The sequence below is a fragment of the Xanthomonas sp. SS genome, assembly GCF_014236835.1.
GTDB lineage: Bacteria > Pseudomonadota > Gammaproteobacteria > Xanthomonadales > Xanthomonadaceae > Xanthomonas_A.
The window spans coordinates 4,121,715-4,144,823 of the sequence record NZ_CP051190.1 but is presented as its reverse complement, the minus strand read 5'-3'; the positions used below and the strand labels follow the sequence as shown (position 1 = coordinate 4,144,823).

The window sequence follows — 23,109 nt, the reverse complement described above, 5'->3', positions numbered from 1 at the left end:
GCTCTTGCGAGTCCCGAGTCCCGAGTCCCGAGTTCCCGGCCCCAAACACGCCGCCTGCTAAACTCTCCCACCCACTGAACCTGCCACCGCCATGACCCACTACGAAGGCGACCTCCGCGCTCCTGCAGCGGCCCGTTTCGCGATCATCGCCAGCCGCTGGAACGCGCGCATCACCGACGTGCTGGTCGCCGGCGCGCGGGAGAGCCTGTCCGGCAACGGCATCGCCGACGAGGCGGTGGACGTGATCCGCGTGCCCGGCGCGTGGGAACTGCCGCTGGCCGCCGCGCGCCTGGCCGCCGCCGGCAAGCACGCGGCGATCATCGCGCTGGGCTGCGTGATCCGCGGCGACACCCGCCACTACGAACACGTGGCCGATGGCTGCGCCGAAGGCCTGCTGCGGGTGTCGCTGGACTTCCGCATCCCGGTGCTCAACGGCGTGCTGGCGGTGGAGCAGGTCGAGGACGCCGAGGCGCGCGCCGGCGGCAGCCATGGCAACAAGGGCGAGGAAGCGGCGCTGACCGCGCTGGAAATGGTCAATCTCCTGGAGCTGCTGCGATGAACAAGCCCGCTGGCCACAAGCATGTCCGCCGCGACGGCGTCGATCCGGTGCTGCGTTCGCGCGCGCGCCGGCGTGCGCTGCAGGCGATCTACGCCTGGCAGATCGCCGGCGGCACCACGCAGCACGTGATCGCGCAGTTCGCGCACGAGCAGGCGCACGAGATCGCCGACCTGGTGTACTTCGAGAACCTGGTCGAAGGCGTGCTCAAGCACCGCGCCGAACTGGACGCGGCGCTGGTCGGATACCTGGACCGCACCGTCGAGGAAGTGGACGCGATCGAGCGCGCAGTGCTGCGCCTGGCCGCCTACGAACTGCTGCACCGCCACGACGTGCCGTACCGCGTGGTGATCAACGAAGCCATCGAAACCGCCAAGCGTTTCGGCTCCGAGCACGGCCACACCTACGTCAACGGCGTGCTCGACCGCGCCGCGCTGGAATGGCGCACGGTGGAGTCGGGTGGCTGAGTAGCTGGGAATGGGGAATCGAGAATAGGGAATAGGGAATGGCAAAAGCTAAAAAGCCAAAAAGCTAAAAGCGACTGCCGCGGCGGTCGCGCCCTGTGGCAGTTGGCGTCTCGGCTGTTGCCCTCGCTCTTCCCATTCCCCATTCTCGATTCCCCATTCCCAGCCTCAAAATGCCCGAATTCGATCTGATCGATCGCCTGCGTGCCCGGATCGGGACGCATGCGGACGTGCCGTTGGGCATCGGCGACGATGCGGCGCTGCTGCAGCCGCCGTCGGGTGAGCAACTGGCGATCACCACCGATACGCTCAACGCCGGCGTGCACTTTCCGCTGGAGACCGCACCCGCCGACGTGGGCTGGAAGACGCTGGCGGTGAACCTGTCCGATCTCGCCGCGATGGGCGCGCAGCCGCGCTGGTGCACGCTGTCGCTGTCGTTGCCGCACGAGGATGCCGGCTGGATCGACGCCTTCGCCGACGGCTTCTTCGCCCTGGCCGATGCGCACGGCATCGTGCTGGCCGGCGGCGACACCACGCGCGGGCCGCTGTCGCTGTCGGTCACCGCGATCGGCAGTGTGGCGCCCGGCGCGGCGCTGCGCCGCGACGGCGCGCAGCCGGGCGACGAGATCTGGGTCAGCGGCCGTCCCGGCGAGGCTGCTGCGGCGCTGGCGCTGTGGCAGGCCGGGCGCCTGGACGTGGCCCGTGCCGCCGCCGATCCCGTGCACGAACATCTGCGCCAGCGCCTGCTGCGGCCGTCGCCGCGGGTCCAGGCCGGGCTGCGCCTGCGCGGCCTGGCGCACGCCTGCGTGGACATTTCCGACGGCCTGCTGGCCGACCTGGACCACATCTGCGCGCGCAGCGGCGTCGGAGCCGAACTGTGGTTGGCCGCATTGCCGGCAGTCGCCGCGCCGGCGGAGGCGAGCGCCGCGCAGGTCCACGCCTGGCAACTGGGCGGCGGCGACGACTACGAACTGTGCTTCACCGCCGCACCGGCGCAACGCGCAGCCATCGTGCAGGCGTTGCGGGCGATCGGCGAGGAAGCGACGCCGATCGGGCGCATCGTCGCCGGCGGCGGCGGCATCGTCGTGCGCGACGCGGACGGCCAGCCCTGGCAGCCGCCGCGGCGCGGCTACGAGCATTTTTTCGCCGGGTAGGGAAGTCCGCGAGTCGCTTCGCGCCGGACCCTCACCCCAACCCCTCTCCCGGTGGGAGAGGGGCTAAGGCACATCGCGGCTGTTCCCTTCTCCCATCGGGAGAAGGTGCCCCGAAGGGGCGGATGAGGGTACGGCCGAAGCTAAAGACGGCGGACCAGCTGAGAACCCAGGGCAGCCACAAGCGCCCCACCATACCGTGCCGCACTGCGGCGTGAACTTGTCCGTACCGGCTGGTATGGTCGCGACGCCCGATTCCCCCGCATCGCGTACCCGTAACCGTTTCTGGCAGCTGGGCCATTCCGACCCGGCGCCGTTTGGGAGGCAGTACATGCGTATGTCCGTGTCCCGCTGCATCGCCCTGTGCGCGATGCTGTTGTTCTCCTCCGCCGCGTCCGCCGGAGGTTTCAGCAAGCAGTACCAGACCATTTCCAGTTGGGACGGCACCAAGCTCGGCGCGCTGGTGCTGGTGCCGCAGGGGCAGGGGACCGGGCCGTTCCCGCTGGTGGTGATGCCGGCCAGCTGGTCGCTGCCCAACCTGGAATACGTGGGCCGCGCCAGCGAGCTGGCCAGCAACGGCTACGTGGTGGTCAGCTACACCTCGCGCGGGTTCTGGGATTCGGCAGGCGTGATCGATATCGCCGGGGCGCCGACGGTGGAAGATGTCAGCACGGTGATCGACTGGGCGCTGGCCAACACCCCGGCTAATGCCAAGGCGATCGGCGTGTCCGGCATTTCCTACGGTGCCGGCACCAGCCTGCTCGCCGCCGCGCGCGATCCGCGGATCAAGGCAGTGGCCGCGCTCAGCGGCTGGGCCGACCTGCAGGCCTCGCTGTACGCGAACGCCACGGTCAGCGAACAGGGCGTCGGCCTGCTGGTGGCCTCCGGCGCGATCACCGGCCGGCCCGGGCCGGACCTGGCGCAGATCAGTGCGCGGGTCGCGGTCGGCGACTACGACGGCGCGGTGCAGGGCTTCCTGCCCAAGGCCGGCGAGCGCAGCGTGATCAACGAAGTGCAGGCGCTCAACCGCAACGGCACTGCGGTGCTGATGGCCAACGCGTTCAACGACGGCCTGTTCCCGCCGAACCAGTACATCGACCTGTACAACCGCCTGAGCGGGCCCAAGCACCTGATGTTCAGCCAGGGCGATCACGCCACGGCCGAACTGCCGGGCGCGCTCGGCCTGCCCAACGAGGTCTACACGGAAACCACCCGCTGGTTCGACCATTACCTCAAGGGCCAGGCCAACGGCGTGGACAGCGAGCAGCCGGTGCAACTGGCCACGCTCAACGGCACCTGGCTGCGCTACGCCGACTGGAACAGCGTGCAGGCCGGCGCGACCCGCTATGGGCTGACCCGCCCGAGCGGCCTGATCGCGACCGGCACGCTGACCAACAGCACCAGCAGCGGTTGGAGCAAGGGCATCGCCACCGGCGTACCGACCCTTGCCGATTCGGGCGTGCTGCTGGTCAGCGGCCTGCTGCAGGGCCTGGGCCAGCCGGTCACCACCTCGATCCCGCTGGTGGATCGCAACGGCGCGGCGGTGTGGAGCGGGCCGGTGTACACCAGCGCCAAGCGCCTGGCCGGCAGCCCGTCGCTGCGGGTGACGGTGACTCCGAGCCAGGCCAATGTGTCGCTGTTCGCCTACCTGTACAGCATGAACGGGCTCGGCGTGGCGCAACTGCTCAGCCACGCGCCGTACACGCTGCGCAACGCGACCCCGGGTGTGGCGACCACGATCGACCTGCCGCTGCAGGCGACCGCCGCCGACATCCCGGCCGGCAACCGCCTGGTACTGGTGGTGGACACCACCGATCCGCGCTACAGCTCGGCCAGCCGCTTCGGCGGCAGCGTCAGCTTCAGTTCGCCGGCGGCTGCGCCGTCGAGCCTGAGCGTGCCGCTGCACTGACCTGCGTGTGACGGAAAGGCCGGCGCAATGCCGGCCTTTCCGGCGTCTTGCCGTAGCTCCGTAGCCCCGCGGCCGCGGAAATTACGCGAAATTTACGCGGCAGCCGGCATCGGCCGATAGCGACTTTACGGCCCCGCGCCGGAACATGACCAGGTCGGCGGAATGGTTCCGCCCTGGATCCGACGTCATGCGTTCCCCGCTTTCCTGTGCCGCCCGCCGACGCCTGTCGCGCGGCGCGCTTGCGCTTTTTCTCGTTGCCGGCAGCGCAGCGGCCGACGCCGCCAGCGTCAGCGGCAATGCCACGCTCACCAGCGACTACGTCTGGCGCGGCAGCACCCAGAGCGACGGCGATCCCGCTGTGCAGGCCGGTCTGGCGCTGGCCGCCGACAACGGCGCGTACGCGTCGCTGTGGGCCTCGTCGATCAAGTTCGACAGCACCCCGCACGCCAGCACCGAAGTCGATGGCGTGCTCGGCTGGCGCGGCCAGTGGACGCCGGACTGGGCCTGGGACGCGAACCTGACCCGCTACCAATACCCCTCGGCCGCCGCGCTGAACTGGACCGAGCTGGGCGCCACCGTGACCTGGAAGCAGCGCGTGTGGGCGCAGCTGGGTTGGTCCGACGATGCGCTGGCCAGCGACAGCACTGGCACCTACGCGCAGCTCGGCGCGCGCTATCCGTTCAACGAGCGCTTCCGCGTCGAGGCGGCGGTGGGCCACTACTGGCTCGCCCGCAGCTACGCAGACAGCTACACGCATGGGCTGGTCAGCGCCGTGTTCACCCTGCCCAGCGTCCGCCAGGGCGGACCGGGGCTGGAGCTGCGGCTGACCGCGCACGACACCGACCGCGCCGCCGAGCGGCTGTTCCCCGACATGGCCGGCACGCGGGTCGAAGCCGCGCTGCAAGCCACCTTTTGAGTTCCGAGGAGAGATGACATGCCGACCTGGCTATCGCTGATCTGCGGCGTGGCGGTGATCGTCGCCGCCGGCTACCTGTTGTACGTGATTCTGCGTCCCGAAGATTTCTGAGCCGAGTGCCACTTCCATGATCGATACATTGCTTGTCTATGCGCTCGCGCTGCTGCTGGGTTGGCCGCTCGGCCTGTACCTGGCCAAGGTGATGCGTGGTGCGCCGATGCGCGGCGACGCGCTGTTCGGCTGGATCGAACGGCCGCTGTACCGCCTGCTCGGCACCGATCCGGCGCGCGGCATGAGCTGGCGCGGCTATGCCGGCGCGTTCCTGGCCAGCAACCTGGTGCTGGGCGTGCTGGTGTTCGTCCTGTTCGTGACCCAGGCGTGGCTGCCGCTGAATCCCGATGCGGTGCCCAACATGCGCTGGGACGTGGCCCTGCACACCATGGTCTCGTTCCTGACCAACACCGACCAGCAGCACTACTCCGGCCAGGCGCAGCTGTCGTATCTGTCGCAGGCGGTGGGCGTGGTCGGGCTGCAGTTCGTCACCCCGATGATGGGCCTGGCACTGGTGGTGGCGACGCTGCGCGCGCTGTTCGGTGGGCGAGCGGTCGCAAGCTCAGCCGATGCCCTATCGGCATCGGCTGCGACCGGGAGCGCCCGGCCATGGATGGCCGGGCAGGAGGATCCGGAGCCGACGTCGTCGCGCCATGGACGGCAGCATGCGACCGCTGTAGCACCAATGCAGCACACCACGCTCAGCGTCGACGAAGCCGACGTCGGCAACTACTGGGCCGACGTGATCCGGCCGACGCTGCGCTTCCTGCTGCCGCTGTGCCTGCTGTGGACCGTGCTGCTGACCCAGCAGGGCGTGCCGTCCACGCTGGCCGCCGGCCCCACCGCGACGCCGCTGGACGCCAGCGCCGGCATGGCCGCGCAGAAGATCCCGCTCGGCCCGGTCGCGGCGATGGTGGCGATCAAGCAGCTCGGCACCAACGGCGGCGGCTGGTACGGCCCCAACAGCGCGATGGCGCTGGAAAACCCGACCCCGTTCTCCAATCTGCTGGAGATGCTGGCGATCGTGCTGATCCCGGTGGCGATCGCGTTCATGGTCGGCCCGTTCACCGGCCGGCGCAAATTCACCGTGCTGGTGTTCGGCAGCATGCTGGCGATGTCGCTGGCTTCCACCGCGGTGTCGGTGTGGTCCGAAGGCCATTCGGCCAGCACCGCGAGTGCGGCGCTGATGGAAGGCAAGGAAGTGCGCTTCGGCGCCGATGCCTCGGCGGCGTGGTCGTCGCTGACCACGCAGACCTCCAACGGCTCGGTCAATGCGATGCACGATTCGCTGGCGCCGCTGACCGGCGGCGTTGCCATGGTCAACATGCTGGTCAACGCGATCTGGGGCGGCATCGGCTGCGGCCTGCAGCAGTTCCTGGTGTACCTGCTGCTCAGCGTGTTCCTGGCCGGGCTGATGACCGGGCGCACGCCGGAGCTGTTCGGGCGCAAGATCGAAGCCGGCGAAGTGCGCCTGCTGGCCTTGCTGATCCTGCTGCAGCCGCTGGTGCTGCTCGGCTTCACCGCGCTGACCCTGGCCATGCCGGCGGCGATCACCGCCACCTCCAATCCCGGCTTCCACGGCATCAGCCAGGTGTTCTACGAGTACACCTCGGCGTTCGCCAACAACGGCTCCGGCTTCGAAGGCCTCGGCGACGGCATTCCCTGGTGGAACCTGACCTGCACGCTGGTGCTGATCCTGGGCCGCTATCCGGCGCTGATCGTGCCGCTGATCGTGGCCGCGCAGATGGCGCGCAAGCGCGTGGCGCCGGAAACCGGCGGCAGCCTGCAGGTGGAAACGCCGACCTTCGCGCTGACCCTGATCGCGGTCATCGCGGTCCTGACCGTTCTGCAATTCACGCCGGCACTGGTGTTGGGCCCGATCGCCGATCACCTGACGCTTGCCGCGCACTGAGACCACGACCATGAGCACCCCGCTTCCGCAAGCTTCTTCCTCCGTCCACAAGCCCGGTCTGCTCGACGGCCCCGCGTTGCGTGCGGCGCTGCGCGCCAGCGTGCTGAAACTTTCGCCACGCCATCTGCTCGGCAGTCCGGTGATGGCGGTGGTGTTCGCCGGCACCTTGCTGTCGGCGCTGATCACCGTGGCCGGGCAGGGCGCACCCGCGTTCGGCTGGGCGGTGACCGCGATCCTGCTGATCACCGTGCTGTTCGGCAATTTCGCCGAAGCGGTGGCCGAGGCGCGCGGTCGCGGCCAGGCCGCCTCGCTGCGGCGCGCACGCAAGGACCTGGTGGCGCGCCGGGTGAGCAGCGCGCAACTGGACGGCGAAACCAGCATTCCCGCCGCCGAACTGAAGCCCGGCGACCTGGTGGTGATCTCCGCCGGCGAACTGATCCCGGCCGACGGCGAGATCGTGCACGGCGTGGCCACCATCAACGAAGCCGCGGTCACCGGCGAATCGGCGCCGGTGCTGCGCGAGGCCGGCACCGACCGTTCCGGCGTGATCGGCGGCACCAAGGTGCTGTCCGACGAGATCGTGGTGAAGGTCACCGCCGAGCCGGGCCACAGTTTCCTGGACCGCATGATCGCGCTGGTCGAAGGCGCCAACCGGCAGAAGACACCGAACGAGATCGCGCTGACCATGCTGCTGGCGGCGATGACCCTGACCTTCCTGATCGTGGTCGCGAGCTTGCCGATCATCGCCGGCTATGTCGGCGTGCGCATCGATCCGCTGCTGCTGATCGCGCTGCTGGTGTGCCTGATCCCGACCACCATCGGCGGGCTGCTGCCGGCGATCGGCATCGCCGGCATGAACCGCGCGCTGTCGGCGAACGTGCTGGCCAAGTCGGGCAAGGCGGTGGAAGTAGCCGGCGACGTCGACGTGCTGCTGCTGGACAAGACCGGCACCATTACCTACGGCGACCGCCAGGCCACCGCGTTCCATGCGCTCAGCGGCGTCGATGCGGTGCAACTGCGCGAGGCGGCGATGCTGTCCTCGCTGGCCGACCCGACCCCGGAAGGCAAGTCGATCGTGCGCCTGGCGCGCGAGCAGGGCATGCCGCCGGCCGATCCGGACGGCGCCAGCTTCGTCGCCTTCACCGCGCAGACGCGCATGTCCGGCGTCGATCTGGCCGCGCAGGGGCAACAGCCGCCGCGTTCGATCCGTAAGGGCGCGGCCGATGCGGTGATCCGCCACGTCACCGCGCTGGGCGGGCAGGTGCCGGCGGAACTGAAGGGTCGCGTCGAGCAGGTCGCGCGCAGCGGCGCCACGCCGCTGGTGGTGGCCGAGGGCCGGCATGTGCTCGGCGTGGTCGAGCTGTCGGACGTGGTCAAGCACGGCGTGCGCGAGAAGTTCGCACGGCTGCGCGCGATGGGCGTGAAGACGGTGATGATCACTGGCGACAACCCGCTCACCGCCGCGGCGATCGCCGCCGAGGCCGGCGTCGACGACTACATCGCCGAGGCCACGCCGGAAGACAAGCTCGCGCGCATCCGTGCCGAGCAGGCCGGCGGGCGCCTGGTGGCGATGGTCGGCGACGGCACCAACGACGCGCCGGCGCTGGCCCAGGCCGACGTCGGCCTGGCGATGAACTCGGGCACGCAGGCGGCCAAGGAGGCCGGCAACATGGTCGATCTGGATTCGGACCCGGCCAAGCTGCTGGCGGTGGTGGAAGTGGGCAAGCAGCAGCTGATCACCCGCGGCGCGCTGACCACCTTCTCGCTGGCCAACGACGTGTCCAAGTACTTCGCGATCCTGCCGGCGCTGTTCGCCGCCTCGATCCCGCAGATGGCCGCGCTGAACGTGATGCGCCTGTCCAGCCCGGTGCATGCGGTGCTGGCCGCGTTGATCTTCAACGCGCTGGTGATTCCGGCGCTGATCCCGCTGGCGCTGCGCGGCGTGCGCTTCACCCCGGCCACGGCGACCTCGCTGCTGCGCCGGAACATGCTGATCTACGGCGTCGGCGGCGTGTTGCTGCCGTTCGTCGGGATCAAATTGATCGACATGATCCTGGTGGCGCTGGGCTGAGCCCGGCGCCGATCTTCCGCTTCTTTTCGGATCTCCTGCGATGAACGTTTCCCCGGTCTCTTCTTCCTACCGCGAACCGCTGCGCTGGCGCGCCGCCGTGGTACTGCCGCTGCTGGTGCTGGGCGCCGCCGCGCTGTATTCGCTGCTGTCCACCCTGCTCGCCGGCGCGCTGTTTACGGCGCAGGCCAACGGCAGCATGCTGCAACGCGATGGCCGCGTGCTCGGCTCGGCGCTGGTCGCGCAGCCGTTCGCCGCGCCCGGCTATTTCCAGCCGCGGCCGTCGGCGGCCAAGTTCGACCCGATGGCCGCGGCCGGCAGCAACCAGGCGCGCAGTAATCCCGAGCTGCAGCAGCGCATCGCCGACGCGCGCGCCAGCGTGGCCGCGCGCGACGGCGTCGCCCCGGCGCAGGTGGCGGACGATCTGCTGACCCAGTCCGGCAGCGGCATGGACCCGGACATCAGCGTGGCCGCGGCGCAGCAGCAGGTGGCGCGCGTGGCCAAGGCGCGTGAACTGCCGGTGGCGACCGTCGCCGCGCTGGTCGCTTCGCAGGCGCAGCCGCGCCAGTTCGGCGTGCTCGGTCAGCCGCGGGTGAATGTGCTGGCGCTGAATCTGGCGTTGGACAAAGCCGGGAATGGGGAGACGGGAATCGGGAATGGAGAAAAGCAAAAGCCGTAGTTCCGGCGGCCCAAGGCTGTAGGCTCTGCGAATCCCTACTCACGAATCCCCAATCCCGGCTCCTCAAATGTCCGACTCACGCACCCAGCAGGCCGATGCGCTGATCGGCGCACTCCAGCGCGAACGCGGCGGGCGCCTGACCGTGTTCCTGGGCGCGGCGCCCGGCGTCGGCAAGACCTACGCGATGCTGTCGCGCGCGCGCCAGCTGCAGCAGCAGGGCAGCGAGGTGGTGGTCGGCGTGGTCGAGACGCACGGCCGCGCCGAAACCGCCGCCTTGTTGGAAGGGCTGGCCGTGCAGCCGCGGCAGCGCGTGGAGTACCGCGGCCGCACGCTCGAGGAAATGGACCTGGACGCGCTGCTGGCACGGCGCCCGCCGCTGGTGCTGGTCGACGAGCTGGCGCACCGCAACGCGCCCGGCAGCCGCCACGAGCGGCGCTGGCAGGATGTGGAGGAACTGCTCGACGCCGGCATCGACGTCTACAGCACGGTCAACATTCAGCACCTGGAAAGCCTCAACGACGTGGTCCACCGCATCACCGGCATCCGCGTCGGCGAGACCGTGCCCGATGCGATCTTCGACCGCCTGCGCGACATCGTGCTGGTCGATCTGCCGCCGCGCGAACTGATCGAACGCCTGCAGCAGGGCAAGGTCTACCTGCCCGAGCAGGCGGGGCAGGCGCTGCAGGCGTTCTTCTCGCCGTCGAACCTGGCCGCGTTGCGCGAACTGGCGATGCAGACCGCGGCCGACCGCGTCGACAACGACCTGCGCGACGAGCACGCCGCGCAGGGCCGGCCCGGCGTGGCGTTGCGGCGGCGGGTGCTGGTGGCGATCGACGGGCGCGGCCAGTCCGACTATTTGGTGCGGGTGGCGCGGCGCCTGGCCGAGCGCCGCGGCGCGCCGTGGAGCGTGGTCACCGTGCAGACCCAGGCGCAGCCGGAGGAAGCCTGGCAACTGGAAGTCGATCGCGCTTTCGCGCTGGCGCGGCGGCTCGGCGGCGACGCCGCGCTGCTGCACGGCGCCAGCGTGGCCGATGCATTGCTCGACCACGCCGCGCACAACGGCGTGTCCACGCTGTTGCTCGGCCGCACCCGCGAACGGCCGCTGGCACGGATGATCAACCGCACGCTCACCCAGCAACTGCTGCAGCGCGGCGCGCACTACGAACTGGTCATCATCAGCTCGCCGGAGGCGCGCGCACGTGCGCGGCGGCGCTGGCGCAGTCCCGGCCACTGGCTGTCGCGTGACGACTTGGCGTTCGCCACGGTCGCCTCGCTGCTGGCGGTGGCGGTGGCCTGGATCGCCGAACGCTGGGTCGGCATCGACGACCTGTCGATGGTGTTCATCGTCGCAGTGGTGATGGTCGCGGCGAAGACGCGCATGGCGGCGGCGGTGTTGTCTGCGCTGCTGAGCTTCTTCGCCTACAACTTCTTCTTCATCGAGCCGCGCTACACGCTGCACATCGGCGCGCGCCAGGGCGTGGTCACGGTGCTGCTGTTCCTGGTCGCGGCGCTGGTCGCCGGGCGGCTGGCATCGCGGCTGCGCATGCAGGTGCTGGCGCTGCGCGCGGCCAACGCGCAGACCACCGCGCTGCAGCGGCTGGGCCGCGAACTGACCAGCGCCGCCGACCTGGGCCAGGTGCTGGAGGCCGGGCGCCGCGCGCTGGCGGCCACTCTGGAAGCAGAAGCGTGGGTGCGGCTGCAGCCGCTGGAGGCGGCGCATGCCGCCGCGCAGGACGGCGCGCACGACTACGCGGCGTCGATGGCGGCGGTGGACCGCAGTGCCGCCGACTGGGCGCAGCGCCACGGCCAGGCCACCGGCCGCTTCACCGACACCCTGGCCGGCGCCAGCTGGTGGTTCCTGCCGGTGCGCCACGAGCGCGGCGCGATCGGCGTGGTCGGGCTGAAATTCGCCGCCGGCGTGCAGCGTCCCGGGCTGGAGCAGCAGCGCCTGGCCGAGGCCATGGTCGAGGACATCGGCCAGGCCGCGCTGCGCACGCGGCTGGTCGCCGACCTGGAAAGCGCGCGGGTCAGTGGCGAGACCGAGCGCCTGCGCTCGGCACTGCTGTCGTCGGTCTCGCACGACCTGCGCTCGCCGCTGGCGGCGATGATCGGCGCGGCCAGCAGCCTGGCCAGCTACGGCCAGGCGATGGACGCTGAGGACCGCCGCAGCCTGCTGGAAACGATCCAGCTGGAAGGCGAGCGCCTGGATCGCTACATCCAGAACCTGCTCGACATGACCAAGCTCGGCCACACCGGGCTGACCTTGAACCGCGACTGGATCGACGTGGACGAACTGATCGGCTCGGCCGCGCGGCGGCTGCAGCGCTACCAGCCGCAGGTGCGCCTGGACATCGCCCTGGCCGCCGAACTGCCGACGCTGTGGGTGCATCCGGCGCTGGTCGAGCAGGCGATCTTCAACGTGCTGGAAAACGCGGCGAAATTTTCGCCGGAGGGCGAGGCGATCCGCGTCGCCGCGGCGATGGTCGACGGGCGCCTGCGCATCGATATCGGCGACCGCGGCCCGGGCATTCCCGAGGACGAGCGCGCGCGCATCTTCGACATGTTCTACAGCGTCGAGCGCGGCGACCGCGGCCGCCACGGCACCGGCCTGGGCCTGACCATCTGCCAGGGCATGATCGGCGCGCACGGCGGCAGCGTCGAGGCGCTGCCCGGCGCCGATGGTCGCGGCACCACGATCCGCATTACTCTGCCGTTGATCGAACCCGCCGCCCCGCCACCCCGCCCCGATGCCGACTGAGTCCCACGCCGATCCGATTCCGCCACCGCGCGTGCTGGTCATCGACGACGAGCCGCAGATCCGGCGTTTCCTGGACATCAGCCTGCGCGCGCAGGGCTACCGCGTGCTGCAGGCCGCTACCGGCGGCGACGGCCTGGCGCAGCTGGCCGCGCACGGCGCCGAACTGGTGGTGCTGGACGTGGGCCTGCCCGACCAGGATGGGCACAGCGTGCTGCGCGAATTGCGGCAGTGGTCCGCGGTGCCGGTGATCATGCTCACCGTGCGCGCCGGCGAAGCGGAGAAGGTGCAGGCGCTGGACGCCGGCGCCAACGACTACGTGACCAAGCCGTTCGGCGTGCAGGAACTGATGGCGCGCATCCGCGTGCTGCTGCGCATACAGCCCGCCGCCGGCGAGGCCGAGCCGGTATTCGACGACGGTCACCTGCACATCCACCTGGGCCTGCGCGAGGTGCGCCTGGACGGCGAGCCGCTGCCGCTGAGCCGCAAGGAATACGCACTGCTCGCGCTGCTGCTGCGCCACAGCGGGCGCGTGCTGACCCAGCCGCAACTGCTGCGCGAAGTGTGGGGACCGACCCACCAGGAGGATACCCATTACCTGCGCATCCTGGTCGGCAAGCTGCGGCAGAAACTCGGCGACAGCGCGGTGGCGCCGCGCTACATCGCCACCGAGCCGGGCGTGGGGCTGCGCTTTATCGGCGTGAGCGAACGCAGCGCCTGAGACACGCGGCCAATCGCAGTCGGTTCTGCAAGACGGTCGATAACCTGGCCCGATGCACTGTAGGAGGGGCTTCAGCTCCGACAGATCCCAAAGCACGCCAGCCTTGCCTGCTTCGTTCCCCAAGGCTGAAGCCGCTCTTGGCTGCTTGCTTGCACAGGCAGAAAAATTTCAATAAATTCAGCCGCATCGTAGGACGCAGGCTGTGCACATGGACAATTGGGCCGTGAGATGCGGGACGCGAGTCTCGCCAGGCCAACAGCATCGCGGTTGGTTGTTGGGCATCGCGATTGTTTGCATGTTCCCAGCCGCCTGTGCGCAGGTCCATCGAGACGCTGTTTCCAGCGCGGCGACCGCCGCGGTACCTAGCGTAGCCAGCAGAGGAAATGTGATGGAACGCATCAAGCAAAGCGTGGATCGTCTGGCGGGTACCGGGTTCGACGATATTGCAGCGGTCAACGCGCAGTTGCATGCGCAGCTGGGTCCAGCGCAGCCGAGGGATGGTTTCGACGTTCGCGTGAGCGACAGCGGTGTACTGGGCGGAATCCAGGTCAGCGACATCGAACTGCGCAGCGCCACGGACGATGCGTCGCACGCCACGTTACTGCTGCGATTTCCTGCGCCAGGGGTGCCGATCGAGGAAGTGCCATGGCCGAACGCGGTGTTGTATCCACCGCGGCCCGATGCCGCCGATTCAACAGCCTACTGGTCCGTGGACGTGGCGAACGACACGCAAGTGATCCTGGGTCTTTCCCCGGATCAGACGCGTCTGACGCAGATGACGATCCGCAAGAACTGACCGCCGCATCGCCGTTGTACAGGCAAAGGAGCTGCGTTAAATGACGGGATCAATGCCAGAGCCCAATGCGTCGCAAGCGTCGGCGAGTGCACCGCCGGCACGACCGGCGACGCCATTGCAGGATCCGTCGCTACAACCCTTCCTGGAACAGTCGGCAACGCTGCGAGGCGGTTTGGCGCAACTGCGGCACGACCGTATCGATGTGATCTGGGGCAGGGCCGGGGGCGGGACCTATCTGGATCCTGGCCGCGCCATCGTCATCGACGAAAATGCGATGGGTCATGGTGGCCGGATCGCACGTTCCATTTCCCATGAAATGGGGCATCATCGATTCACCGAGCGGCCCGACATGTCGTCGCGCGAAACCTATGTCGCCAGCATGTTGCGTGGCGAGGCAGCGGCCACGCTGAGCAATGCGCAGGTCCGAAAAGAGATACTTGCCGGTGGCGGTGCCGACATCGGCATCTCCGGTAGCGGCGACAGGCCTCGGCAGTACGCGGCCATCGCGGATCAGTATCTGGCGGGGCGGCTCGGGCGAGACGCTGCGCTCAATCAGATCGGGCAGGTGTTCAAGACCGAGCAGCCCTCGGTCAGCACGCATTCGACCTACGAGCATTACTACGGCGGATATTACGACCGGACCATCGCGCCCAGGATGCGTCCGCACGGCACTCCGGAACCGCTCGACGTGGCGGCTCCTCCGCAAGGACATGCCGCTTATCCGATGTATTCGGCCTTGCGCGAGCAGTTCCCGGCTTCTGTCTCCGATGCCCATGTGCTGCACGCGTCGGTGCTGGCTAAAGCGGAAGGAATTCGCGAGCGTGACGCGCAGGTTTTCATGAAGGATGACCAGGCTTGGGTGGCCGCATCGTTTCCTCCTGGAGCGCGCATCCAGATCGATCTGAGTTGCGCTCCTCCTTCGATGTCCGACTCTTTGCAGCGAGCGGCGCAGCAGGAAACCCTCCAACAGCAGAATGCAGCGAGTCTGGCCCAAGAGCCGAGTGGGCCTTCACGCTAGGCGCGGTTCTCTCCGCTGTTACAGCTTGTGGGCGACTTGCAGTCGCGACAGGCATTGCCTGAAAGACTGGTCGTGATCGAAGTCGCTCTCACAAGGGCGATCAGTGCGCTGGCCCGGTGCACTGTAGGAGGGGCTTCAGCCCCGACAGATTACAAGCCGTCAGCCTTTTCCACTTCGTTCGTCGCGGCTGAAGCCGCTCCTACAAAAAGCGGTCGACAGTTGCCTGCACGCGGCATCAGGCCGATTCTTGCGAATCCCGAATCCCGAATCCCGAATCCCGCTCACTTATCCGGCAACACCTTCCCCGGATTGAGGATGCCGTCCGGGTCCAGCGCGCGCTTCACTGCGCGCATCGCGTCCAGCGTCGCTGCGTCGAAGGCCTGGGCCATGTAGTCGCGCTTGGCCACGCCGATGCCGTGCTCGCCCGACAGCGTGCCTTCCAGCGCCAGTACCAGCGCGAACAGGCGCGGCAGTGCGGCGTGCGCACGCGCGGTCTCGGCGGCATCGTCGGGCGCGTACATGATGTTGACGTGCAGGTTGCCGTTGCCGGCATGGCCGAAGGCGACGATCGGCAGGTCGAATTCCGCCGCCAGCGCTTCCACCCCGGCGACCAGTTCGGGGATGCGCGACACCGGCACCACCACGTCTTCGTTGATCTTGCCCGGCTTGATCGTGCGCAGTGCCGGCGACAGCGCGCGGCGCGCGGCCCACAGCCGGTCGCGGGCGGTGCCGTCGGTGGCCACGTCCAGCGACAGCAGGCCGTCGCCCTCGGCCGCCGCGCCCAGCGCCTGCAGCGCGTAGGGCAGGGTGTCGTGGTCGCCGTCGGCCTCGATCAGCAGCATCGCGCCGGCCTCGGGCACGTCGCTGCCGTTGCGGCGCAGCAGCGCGATCGCGCTGCGGTCCATGAATTCCAGCATCGCCGGCGTGGTCGGCTGGGCCATCAGCCGCGACACCGCGGCCGCGGCGCTGCCGGCATCGCGGTAGAACGCGCGCAGCCCGGCTTGCGCCAGTGGCCGCGGCGACAGTTTCAGCGTGGCTTCCACGATCAGCGCCAGGGTACCTTCGCTGCCGACCAGCAGGTGGGTCAGGTCGTAGCCGGTGGCGTCCTTGGTGTAGGCACCGCCGCATCGGATCAGCTCGCCGGCGCCAGTCACCGCGATCACGCCGAGCACGTTGTCGCGGGTGGCGCCGTACTTCACCGCGCGCGGGCCGCCGGCGTTGGTCGACAGGTTGCCGCCGACGCTGCAGATCTCGGCGCTGGACGGGTCCGGCGGCCAGAACAGGCCGTGCGGCGCCAGCGCCTGTTGCAGCTCGCCGTTGAGCACGCCCGGCTCGACCACCGCGCAGCGGTCCTGCGGGCGCAACTGCAGGATGCGGTTCATGCGCGCGAACGACAGCACCACACCGCCGTCGAACGGCACCGCGGCGCCGGCGGTGCCGGTGCCGGCGCCGCGCGCGACGATCGGCACGCGGTGTTCGCGACAGGCGCGTACGATCGCCTGCACCTGTTCGCGGGTCTGCGGCAGCGCCACCGCGTCGGCCAGCGCCCAGCGCCGCGAATCGTCCTCGCCATAGCTGCGGCGGCTGGCGTCGTCGGTGCGCCAGCCGTCGGCGCCGAGCAGTGCGGCGAGGGTGTCGGTCAGGGCGGTAGGCAGCGGCGTAGTCATGGCTGGGATCGCGAAGCGGAAGAGGGCGGCGGTTGCAGCAGTTTCCAGGTGCCGACCGCCATTGCCAGCGGCAGCCACACCCAGCGCACTTCGGACCACAGCGTGGCCATGCCGCGCGCGCCGAAAAACCCGTTGGCGAATGGCGAGACGCGGATCGGCCGCCACGGCGCGAACCAGCGCTGCTCGCTCCACGGCCAGGCCAGGGCGACGCCGAGGCCGCCGGAGGTCAGCGCATCGAGCAGCGGGTGCGAGACCGTGCAGACGAACATCCAGGTCGCCGCCTGCAGCGCGCCGGCCCGCAACGCTCGGTGCAGCAGCGCACCGAGCACGCCCAGCACCGCGGCGAACAGCAGCGAATGGCTGGCGCCGCGATGGCCGAACGCATCGGCGTAGGGAATGTGCAGGGCGAACGCGACCACGTCCAGATCGGGCAGCATCGACGCGACGATGCCGGCGCCGAGCAGGCGCGTGGAAATGCGTCCGCGATCGGCCGCGGCCCACAGCGCCAGCGGGATCGCGGCGTGGGTGAAGATGCTCGGCATGTCAGCAGTCGTCGGCGCGGAACGCGTCGCGCAGCCAGGTCAGCCGCGGCGGTTCGCCTTCGGCCTCGACCACGTCGAAGCGGCACGGCCAGTTCGCGTAGTGCGGATGCGCGGCCAGGAATAATTGCGCCGCCAACACCAGCCGGCGGCGCTTGCGCAGGTCGACCGAGGCGGCGCCGCCGCCGAATGCGTCGTTGCGCCGGTAGCGCACCTCGACGAACACCAGGCAGTTCGCCTGCTGCATCACCAGGTCCAGTTCGCCGCCGCGGTAGCGCACGTTGGCGGCGATCAGCTGCAGCCCGGCGCGCTCCAGTTCGGCGCGCGCCGCCGCTTCTACATCGTTGCCGCGTTGCCGGCGGTCAACGCCCATCGGGCAGCGGCGTCGCGCGCCCGCCGCTGAAGGTGGACCAGGCCGGGGTGCGCAGGATGTTGCCGAAGCCGTCCAGGTGCAGCACGCCGGTGGCGCCGCGCAGGTTGGCTTCGGCGCCGGTGGCGAGCTTCTCCAGGTAGGCGCTGATCTGCCAGGCGTCGTAGCCGAACGCGAACAGGCGCGCGCCCGGGCCGCGCGCGGTCGGCAGCGTTTCGGCCACGCTGGTCGCCGCCGGCAGGCCGCCGACGCCGCGCACGTTCCACAGTTCGCTCGGGTAGGCGATGCCGTCCAGCACCAGATCGTCCTCCGGCTTGCCGGTGCCGAGCACCAGCTGCGAGGTCGCCACCCGGCTCTTGCCGGCGAAACCGGCCAGCGCCAGCTGCGGCGCCAGCGCGCGCGCGGTGCTGCCCTTCACCGCCAGGAACACCGCGTCGGCAGCGCCTGCGTTGCGCAGCTGCGCGCCGACATCGCCAGGCACCTCGGCCACGCTGACGCTGGCGGCGACCTTGCCGCCGCGCTCGCTGAAGCGTTCGCGGAACGCGGCCACCGCGCGGCGGCCGTTGTCGTCGTTGCTGCCGATCACCAGCGCGTTGCGGCGCTCGTGCGCCAGCAGGTATTCGGCGGCGGCGATGCCGTCGTCTTCCGGAGCCAGCGAGAAGCCGGCGCTGCCGGCGGGCGGCGCGCTGGTGCCGCGGTTCAGCGCCAGCAGCGGCACCGGCAGCGCGTCGCGCGCGAACAGCGCGCTGACCTCGTCGCGGCCGAGCGGGCCGACCACGAAGTCGGCGCCACTGTCGATCGCCTTCTGGTACGCGGCCAGCGCGCCGGCCGCGGTGCCGGTGGTGTCGATGAAGTTGATCTCCGGGCGGCGCCGGGTCTCGCCGTAGTAGCCGGCGAGCAGGCCGTCGCGTACCGGCGCGGCCGCGGTCGCCAGGGTGCCGCTCAGCGGCAGCAGCACCGCCAGCTTGGCCGGCGGGCGGTAGCCGTCGCGCTCGGCCGGCGGCCGCTTGCTGGTGTCGAAGCCCCACTGCTCGCCGCGGTCGAACGGCCGCGGCAGCGCCAGGCCGCGGCTGATCAGCGCGCGCCCGGCGAAGTTGTACAGCGGATCGCCGGCCGGCAGCGCGGCGGCGCGTGCCTGCAGCGTGGCGTCGTTCAAGGCCGCCAGCTGGCGCACGATGGCGCGCTGGTTGTCGCTGCGCGCCTGGCCGGTCAGGCCGATATCGGCGCGGGCGCGTTCGTCCAGCGCCGCGGTGGCGTCGCCGGTGCCTTCCAGCGCCTGCGCGCGGGCCAGGTGCCAGCGCGCGCGCAGGTTCTGCGGCACCGCCTGCGGATCGCTGCCCAGCGCCTGCAGCGCCTGCGCGGGCTGCCGGTCGACCAGCGCCAGCTCGGCGTTGACCAGGGCCAGCCGCACCTTGCTCAGGCCCGACAGCTGGCGCGGCTGCACCTGCGCGGCCAGGCTGCGCGCGCGGGCGACATCGCCGCCCTCGTACCAGGCGAAGGCGGCGTCGGCCAGCAACTGGTTGCGCTCGCTGCCGGTGGCGGTGGCGGCCTGCGCCTCGAGCTGCTGCGCCGCTTCCCGCGGCTTGCCCTGGTCGAGCAGCGCCAGCGCCGCGGATTGGGCCGGCGACGACGCGCTCTGCGTCACGCTGGTGGTGGCGCAGCCGGCGAACAGCAGCGCCAGCAGCGACAGGGCGGAAATCCTTGCGAATCGCTTGTTCATTTCTGGTCCATTCGGCAGGGCACGCCTGGGCGCGCCGGGGAAAACCGCTACGATTCTACCCTTGACCATGGAAAGCCGTAGATGAGCGCCCAGCCCGGAACCCTGCATGTCGTCGCCACGCCGATCGGCAATCTCGCCGACCTGACGCCGCGCGCGCAGGAGGTGCTGCGCGCGGTCGCCGCGATCTGCGCCGAGGACACCCGCCGCAGCGGCCAGCTGCTGTCGCACTTCGGCATCGACAAGCCGCTGGTCGCGCTGCACGAGCACAACGAGGACGCGCTGGCGCAGCGCATCGTCGCGCGCCTGCTCGGCGGCGAATCGCTGGCCCTGGTCAGCGACGCCGGCACCCCGCTGGTCAGCGACCCCGGCTACCGGCTGGTGCGCGCCGCGCGCGAGGCCGGGGTGCGGGTCAGCCCGGTGCCCGGCGCCTGCGCGGCGATCGCCGCGCTCAGCGTGGCCGGCCTGCCCAGCGATCGTTTCAGCTTCGAGGGCTTCCTGCCGGCCAAGGCCTCCGGCCGCCGCGAGCGCCTGGCGCGCCTGGCCGGCGAGCCGCGCACCCTGGTGTTCTACGAATCGGCGCACCGCATCGTCGAATCCCTGGCCGACTGCCGCGCCGCCCTCGGCGACGCGCGCCCGGCGGTGCTGGCGCGCGAGCTGACCAAGCTGTTCGAGACCGTGCTTGACGGCAGCCTGGCCGAGCTGCAGGCGCAGGTGGAAGCCGACGCCAACCAGCGCAAGGGCGAGTTCGTGCTGATCGTGCAGGGCGCCGGCGACGATGCCGACGCGCAACTGGCCGAGGGTCGCCGCGTCTATGCCACGCTCAGCGCGCACCTGCCGCCGTCCACCGCCGCCAAGCTGGCGGCGGAGATCACCGGGGCGCCGCGCAAGGCGTTGTACGGAGGCTGAGGTGGCCGCATACCGAGCGGATGCCGGCTGACCTGCAGCGGGTAATCGCGAACCTGCCGTTCCCAGGCGGATGCGCTGTCAGGCGACCGCCGGGAAGCGGAACCCTGCTTGTTCGGCCTCCCATCCCAGCATCGCCAATCCGATGCTCTTGGGAACGGGCTTCTCGCCGCTGCGGTAGTAGGCCAGCATGCGCCGGCTCACGCCCAATGCCGCGGCGGCCGAATCCAGGGTCAGGTCGTGGCGATGCATCCAGGCGACGATCTGCTGGTGCGAGTAGTCGCCGGCCTGCTCGATGGCGAGTGCCCGTAGGTTGTCGCTGGCGAGCGCCAGGTCATCGTCGCCGCCGAAGATGACGCCACGTTTCCATTCGTCGAGCGAGACCTTGTAGAACACATGCGGCATCCGCGCCTTCTTCAGGGAAGGATGCGAGGCCAGGACTTCGCTTAAATCGACCGTGCAGGTGAAGCCGTCGGCGAAGGTTAACGCAAGCTCGCCGATATCTACGGCCTTCACCTGGGTAATGACGAATTGAGGCTGGTTCATGGATTCAACTCCTGCCATCGGGTGACGAGGGCGGCCTTGTTCGCGGCGGCCCATTCCAGTGCCGCACTCAGCTCGCGTCGGCTCAGCTGGCCGGAGAGAACCGCAAGGGTTTCGATGACGATCAAGGCTTCTCGACCATCCTTGGTACGGACGTGAAAATGCGGTGGAAGGTGGTCGGCCGCGTACATCGTGACGACGCTGCTGGCGAAACGGACGATGGTCGGCATGCGTCCAAAATAGTGCAATCATTGCATCGGCGCAATGGGGCAGGGTTGTCCTGGGCGCGTGTGTCGGCCTGAAGGCGTTGAGTCGCAGCGAGGCTAAAGTCTCCGAACCCGGGAGTGTGCCGGGAGCCTGGAGATTTTTGAGAAAGTGGCGGAGCCGGCCGATAAGCCGGGTTCTGTCGTGGACAGTCATTCTTCTAGGCGCCGCGTCACCGCGGCGCTCGAGCAACCTACCCGGACCCGACGCGGGCAGCGCCATGAGGTCCCTATTTGGTCTTGCTCCAGGTGGGGTTTGCCGTACCGGTCCGTTACCGGACTCGCGGTGCGCTCTTACCGCACCATTTCACCCTTACCGGTCTGCTTGCGCAGACTTAGGCGGTATCTTTCTGTTGCACTGATCCGTCGGCTCGCGCCGCCCAGGCGTTACCTGGCACCTTGCCCTATGGAGCCCGGACTTTCCTCGGCACCCCGCTGCACCGAAATGCACCGGGATGACGCGACTGTCTGGCCGACTCCGCCGTCGCTATTGTCGCATGTGCGGCGCCGCTGCGCCGCGCGGTCCGGATTCCGCTCTTACCGGGACCCGAGTCCCGAGTCCCCGGTCCCGAGCCCCTCCAGTCGCGTCTCCCCCAGGAACACCCCATCCGGGCCGAAGCGGCGCTCGTGGATCCAGCCGCGGCCGTCGCCGTCCACCGCCACGATGGTGCTGGCGCGGGTGCCGTAGTCGTGGCCGCGGATGAAGGCCGGCGACAGGCGCCGCTCCAGCTCCAGGCCCACGCCGGTGTCGGGCAGCTGCGCGTCGGCGGCGATGGTCTCGTCGGCCAGCGCCCGCCATAGCGGGGACAGGTCCTCGTCGCCGGCGGCGATCCAGTCCGCCAGGACCTCGCACAGGCGCAGCGTTTTCGGCCAGGGCGCATCCAGGGCACCGTTGGACATGCCGTGGATACCGGGTGCCAGGCGCTGCCGGGCCGGCGGGTGATTGCCGAGGTAGTCGGCGCCGGCGGCGTCGGCCAGCAGCAGGTTGAACGGCGGATAGGCGTCGGCGCGCAGCGCCAGGGCGTCGGCGAACGCGGCCGCCGGTTCGGCGCCGGCCAGGTAGTCGGCGACCAGGGCGCCGCGCGAGGCGCCGGACATCGACGCCAGCGGGTCGCGCACGTTGGTGACCACGGTGCAGCGGCCGGCGTCGTCCAGGCCCACCCAACTGCCGCCCGAACGCAGGTCGCGCCCGGCCAGCACCCGCTGCGCCGGCGCCGCCCAGCGCTGCAGCGGCGCGGTCGGGCGGGCGTGGAATTCGTCGCGGTTGCCGACCAGCAGCAGGCGCCAGCGCGGGTGCGATTCGAGGGCGAGGGCGACCAAGCACATAGGCGGCGGATTGTGCGGTTTTGCGCAGCGGCTTGCGAGCCGGTCGGTGGGGACCGCGGCAGCTGGCCGCTGTCTTAACGCCTTGTGCACGGGGCTGAATTTCCGCTCAATCTCAAAATATGAGACGAAACAGCAACTTGTGGATAAGCTTTGAACAAGTCTCTAAAGAATGGCGCAAGCCATTGATGTGGCTAGCGATTTATCGCTCGCAAAGTTGTTGACAACCTTTCGGGCGCTGCTAAGGTGGGCACTCGAGGGGAAACCGGGTTTTTTGTGGTTTTTCGTGGTTCAATGACCGTCCAGGCGGATTTGGAAAGGTGTAGGCGTCGTGTTTCAGGGCGAGACCGCAATCACAGTGGACGACAAGGGGCGTATGGCGGTTCCCACCGCGTACCGCGACCTGGTCGTGCGCGCGAGCGGCAATCGGCTGGTGCTGACCTACAACCCGTTCGAAGCCGGATGCCTGTGGCTGTACGCGGAAAAGGAATGGGAACGGGTCCGTGACGACGTCATGGCCAAGCCCAACACCCAGCGCGTGGTGCGGATCCTGCAGCAGAAGCTGGTGGGTTCCTCTGCCGCGCTGGAGCTGGACGCCAACAGTCGCATCACCATCCCGCCGAGCCACCGCGCCGCGGTGGGCATCGAAAAGCGCGCCGTGCTGTTGGGCATGGGCGACAAGTTCGAACTATGGAGCGAGCAGGCTCATCGCGCACTGATCCAGCAGACATTGTCTGATGAGGATCTGGGCGATGGATTGCTCGATCTGAAGTTGTGAGCCGGGG

The 23,109-nt window shown here is 69.7% G+C and carries 22 protein-coding genes and 1 other RNA gene; 15 read left to right on the top strand and 8 right to left on the bottom strand.

The genetic code is table 11. The features are described 5' to 3' along the window. The first annotated feature begins 91 nt into the window (after positions 1 to 91). The 13 genes from ribH (at position 92) to HEP74_RS21960 (ending at position 14,996) form a co-directional block, all read left to right on the top strand. Entirely contained in the window at positions 92 to 559 is a 468-nt protein-coding gene (ribH, locus tag HEP74_RS17425; protein ID WP_058362180.1) for a 6,7-dimethyl-8-ribityllumazine synthase, read from the top strand. Further along, on the top strand, positions 556 to 1,023 hold the full coding sequence (nusB, locus tag HEP74_RS17420; RefSeq protein ID WP_185813929.1) for a transcription antitermination factor NusB: 468 nt from the start codon (positions 556 to 558) through the stop codon (positions 1,021 to 1,023). Before ribH ends, nusB begins: the two co-directional genes overlap by 4 nt. Positions 1,024 to 1,193: 170 nt before the next feature. Next, on the top strand, positions 1,194 to 2,174 hold the full coding sequence (gene thiL, locus HEP74_RS17415) for a thiamine-phosphate kinase (RefSeq protein WP_185813928.1): 981 nt from the start codon (positions 1,194 to 1,196) through the stop codon (positions 2,172 to 2,174). A gap of 328 nt (positions 2,175 to 2,502) precedes the next feature. Continuing rightward, positions 2,503 to 4,080: a CocE/NonD family hydrolase gene (locus tag HEP74_RS17410; RefSeq protein ID WP_185813927.1), complete on the top strand. Its 1,578-nt coding sequence runs from the start codon at positions 2,503 to 2,505 to the stop codon at positions 4,078 to 4,080. A gap of 187 nt (positions 4,081 to 4,267) precedes the next feature. After that, positions 4,268 to 4,996, top strand: a complete 729-nt coding sequence (locus HEP74_RS17405) for a TorF family putative porin (RefSeq protein WP_185813926.1) — start codon at positions 4,268 to 4,270, stop codon at positions 4,994 to 4,996. Positions 4,997 to 5,014: 18 nt separating this feature from the next. Then, a complete protein-coding gene (locus HEP74_RS17400; protein WP_046977662.1) occupies positions 5,015 to 5,107 on the top strand; it encodes a potassium-transporting ATPase subunit F in 93 nt (30 codons plus the stop codon). Positions 5,108 to 5,123: 16 nt separating this feature from the next. Further along, positions 5,124 to 6,959, top strand: a complete 1,836-nt coding sequence (gene kdpA / locus HEP74_RS17395; RefSeq protein WP_185813925.1) for a potassium-transporting ATPase subunit KdpA — start codon at positions 5,124 to 5,126, stop codon at positions 6,957 to 6,959. A gap of 10 nt (positions 6,960 to 6,969) precedes the next feature. Then, the gene (gene kdpB / locus HEP74_RS17390) at positions 6,970 to 9,030 is read left to right on the top strand and encodes a potassium-transporting ATPase subunit KdpB (RefSeq protein ID WP_185813924.1); all 2,061 of its coding nucleotides are present in this window, start codon (positions 6,970 to 6,972) and stop codon (positions 9,028 to 9,030) included. A gap of 40 nt (positions 9,031 to 9,070) precedes the next feature. Beyond that, positions 9,071 to 9,706, top strand: coding sequence for a potassium-transporting ATPase subunit KdpC (kdpC, locus tag HEP74_RS17385; RefSeq protein WP_185813923.1), 636 nt, complete (start codon positions 9,071 to 9,073; stop codon positions 9,704 to 9,706). A gap of 67 nt (positions 9,707 to 9,773) precedes the next feature. Next, positions 9,774 to 12,464, top strand: a complete 2,691-nt coding sequence (locus tag HEP74_RS17380) for an ATP-binding protein (RefSeq protein ID WP_185813922.1) — start codon at positions 9,774 to 9,776, stop codon at positions 12,462 to 12,464. Further along, the gene (locus HEP74_RS17375; protein ID WP_185813921.1) at positions 12,454 to 13,182 is read left to right on the top strand and encodes a response regulator; all 729 of its coding nucleotides are present in this window, start codon (positions 12,454 to 12,456) and stop codon (positions 13,180 to 13,182) included. Before HEP74_RS17380 ends, HEP74_RS17375 begins: the two co-directional genes overlap by 11 nt. A 388-nt stretch (positions 13,183 to 13,570) precedes the next feature. After that, a complete protein-coding gene (locus HEP74_RS17370; protein WP_185813920.1) occupies positions 13,571 to 13,978 on the top strand; it encodes a hypothetical protein in 408 nt (135 codons plus the stop codon). Positions 13,979 to 14,018: 40 nt separating this feature from the next. Continuing rightward, positions 14,019 to 14,996, top strand: a complete 978-nt coding sequence (locus tag HEP74_RS21960) for a hypothetical protein (protein ID WP_255427779.1) — start codon at positions 14,019 to 14,021, stop codon at positions 14,994 to 14,996. A gap of 281 nt (positions 14,997 to 15,277) precedes the next feature. Here the strand turns inward: HEP74_RS21960 and HEP74_RS17360 are convergent, their stop codons facing one another. From HEP74_RS17360 to HEP74_RS17345, 4 genes are read right to left on the bottom strand one after another with little or no spacing between them, the layout of a single operon-like run. Next, complete coding sequence (locus HEP74_RS17360; RefSeq protein WP_185813919.1) at positions 15,278 to 16,663, bottom strand: FAD-binding oxidoreductase; 1,386 nt, start codon at positions 16,661 to 16,663, stop codon at positions 15,278 to 15,280. After that, a complete protein-coding gene (locus tag HEP74_RS17355; protein ID WP_185813918.1) occupies positions 16,660 to 17,205 on the bottom strand; it encodes a metal-dependent hydrolase in 546 nt (181 codons plus the stop codon). Before HEP74_RS17355 ends, HEP74_RS17360 begins: the two co-directional genes overlap by 4 nt. Position 17,206: 1 nt before the next feature. Further along, the gene (locus HEP74_RS17350; RefSeq protein ID WP_185813917.1) at positions 17,207 to 17,575 is read right to left on the bottom strand and encodes a YraN family protein; all 369 of its coding nucleotides are present in this window, start codon (positions 17,573 to 17,575) and stop codon (positions 17,207 to 17,209) included. Further along, positions 17,565 to 19,292 carry a penicillin-binding protein activator gene (locus HEP74_RS17345; protein ID WP_185813916.1) on the bottom strand — a complete coding sequence of 576 codons (1,728 nt, stop codon included), beginning with the start codon at positions 19,290 to 19,292 and terminating at the stop codon, positions 17,565 to 17,567. Before HEP74_RS17345 ends, HEP74_RS17350 begins: the two co-directional genes overlap by 11 nt. 81 nt (positions 19,293 to 19,373) lie before the next feature. Here HEP74_RS17345 and rsmI point away from each other — a divergent pair, with 81 nt between their 5' ends. Then, on the top strand, positions 19,374 to 20,198 hold the full coding sequence (gene rsmI, locus HEP74_RS17340; protein ID WP_185813915.1) for a 16S rRNA (cytidine(1402)-2'-O)-methyltransferase: 825 nt from the start codon (positions 19,374 to 19,376) through the stop codon (positions 20,196 to 20,198). A 78-nt stretch (positions 20,199 to 20,276) separates the two neighbouring features. Here rsmI and HEP74_RS17335 read toward each other — a convergent pair whose 3' ends face one another. The 4 genes from HEP74_RS17335 to HEP74_RS17320 all read right to left on the bottom strand — a co-directional run bounded on the left by HEP74_RS17335 (position 20,277) and on the right by HEP74_RS17320 (position 22,327). Continuing rightward, on the bottom strand, positions 20,277 to 20,741 hold the full coding sequence (locus HEP74_RS17335) for a DUF2442 domain-containing protein (protein ID WP_185813914.1): 465 nt from the start codon (positions 20,739 to 20,741) through the stop codon (positions 20,277 to 20,279). After that, positions 20,738 to 20,968, bottom strand: coding sequence for a DUF4160 domain-containing protein (locus HEP74_RS17330; protein WP_221893130.1), 231 nt, complete (start codon positions 20,966 to 20,968; stop codon positions 20,738 to 20,740). Before HEP74_RS17330 ends, HEP74_RS17335 begins: the two co-directional genes overlap by 4 nt. Before the next feature lie 146 nt (positions 20,969 to 21,114). Further along, an RNA gene (rnpB, locus tag HEP74_RS17325) (RNase P RNA component class A) lies at positions 21,115 to 21,481 on the bottom strand. 57 nt (positions 21,482 to 21,538) lie between these two features. After that, positions 21,539 to 22,327 (bottom strand): NRDE family protein, encoded by a 789-nt coding sequence (locus tag HEP74_RS17320; RefSeq protein WP_185813913.1) that lies wholly within the window; start codon positions 22,325 to 22,327, stop codon positions 21,539 to 21,541. 328 nt (positions 22,328 to 22,655) lie between these two features. On the opposite strand from HEP74_RS17320, the gene HEP74_RS17315 reads away from it, so the two are divergent. After that, complete coding sequence (locus HEP74_RS17315) at positions 22,656 to 23,102, top strand: division/cell wall cluster transcriptional repressor MraZ (RefSeq protein ID WP_185813912.1); 447 nt, start codon at positions 22,656 to 22,658, stop codon at positions 23,100 to 23,102. Positions 23,103 to 23,109: the final 7 nt, after the last annotated feature.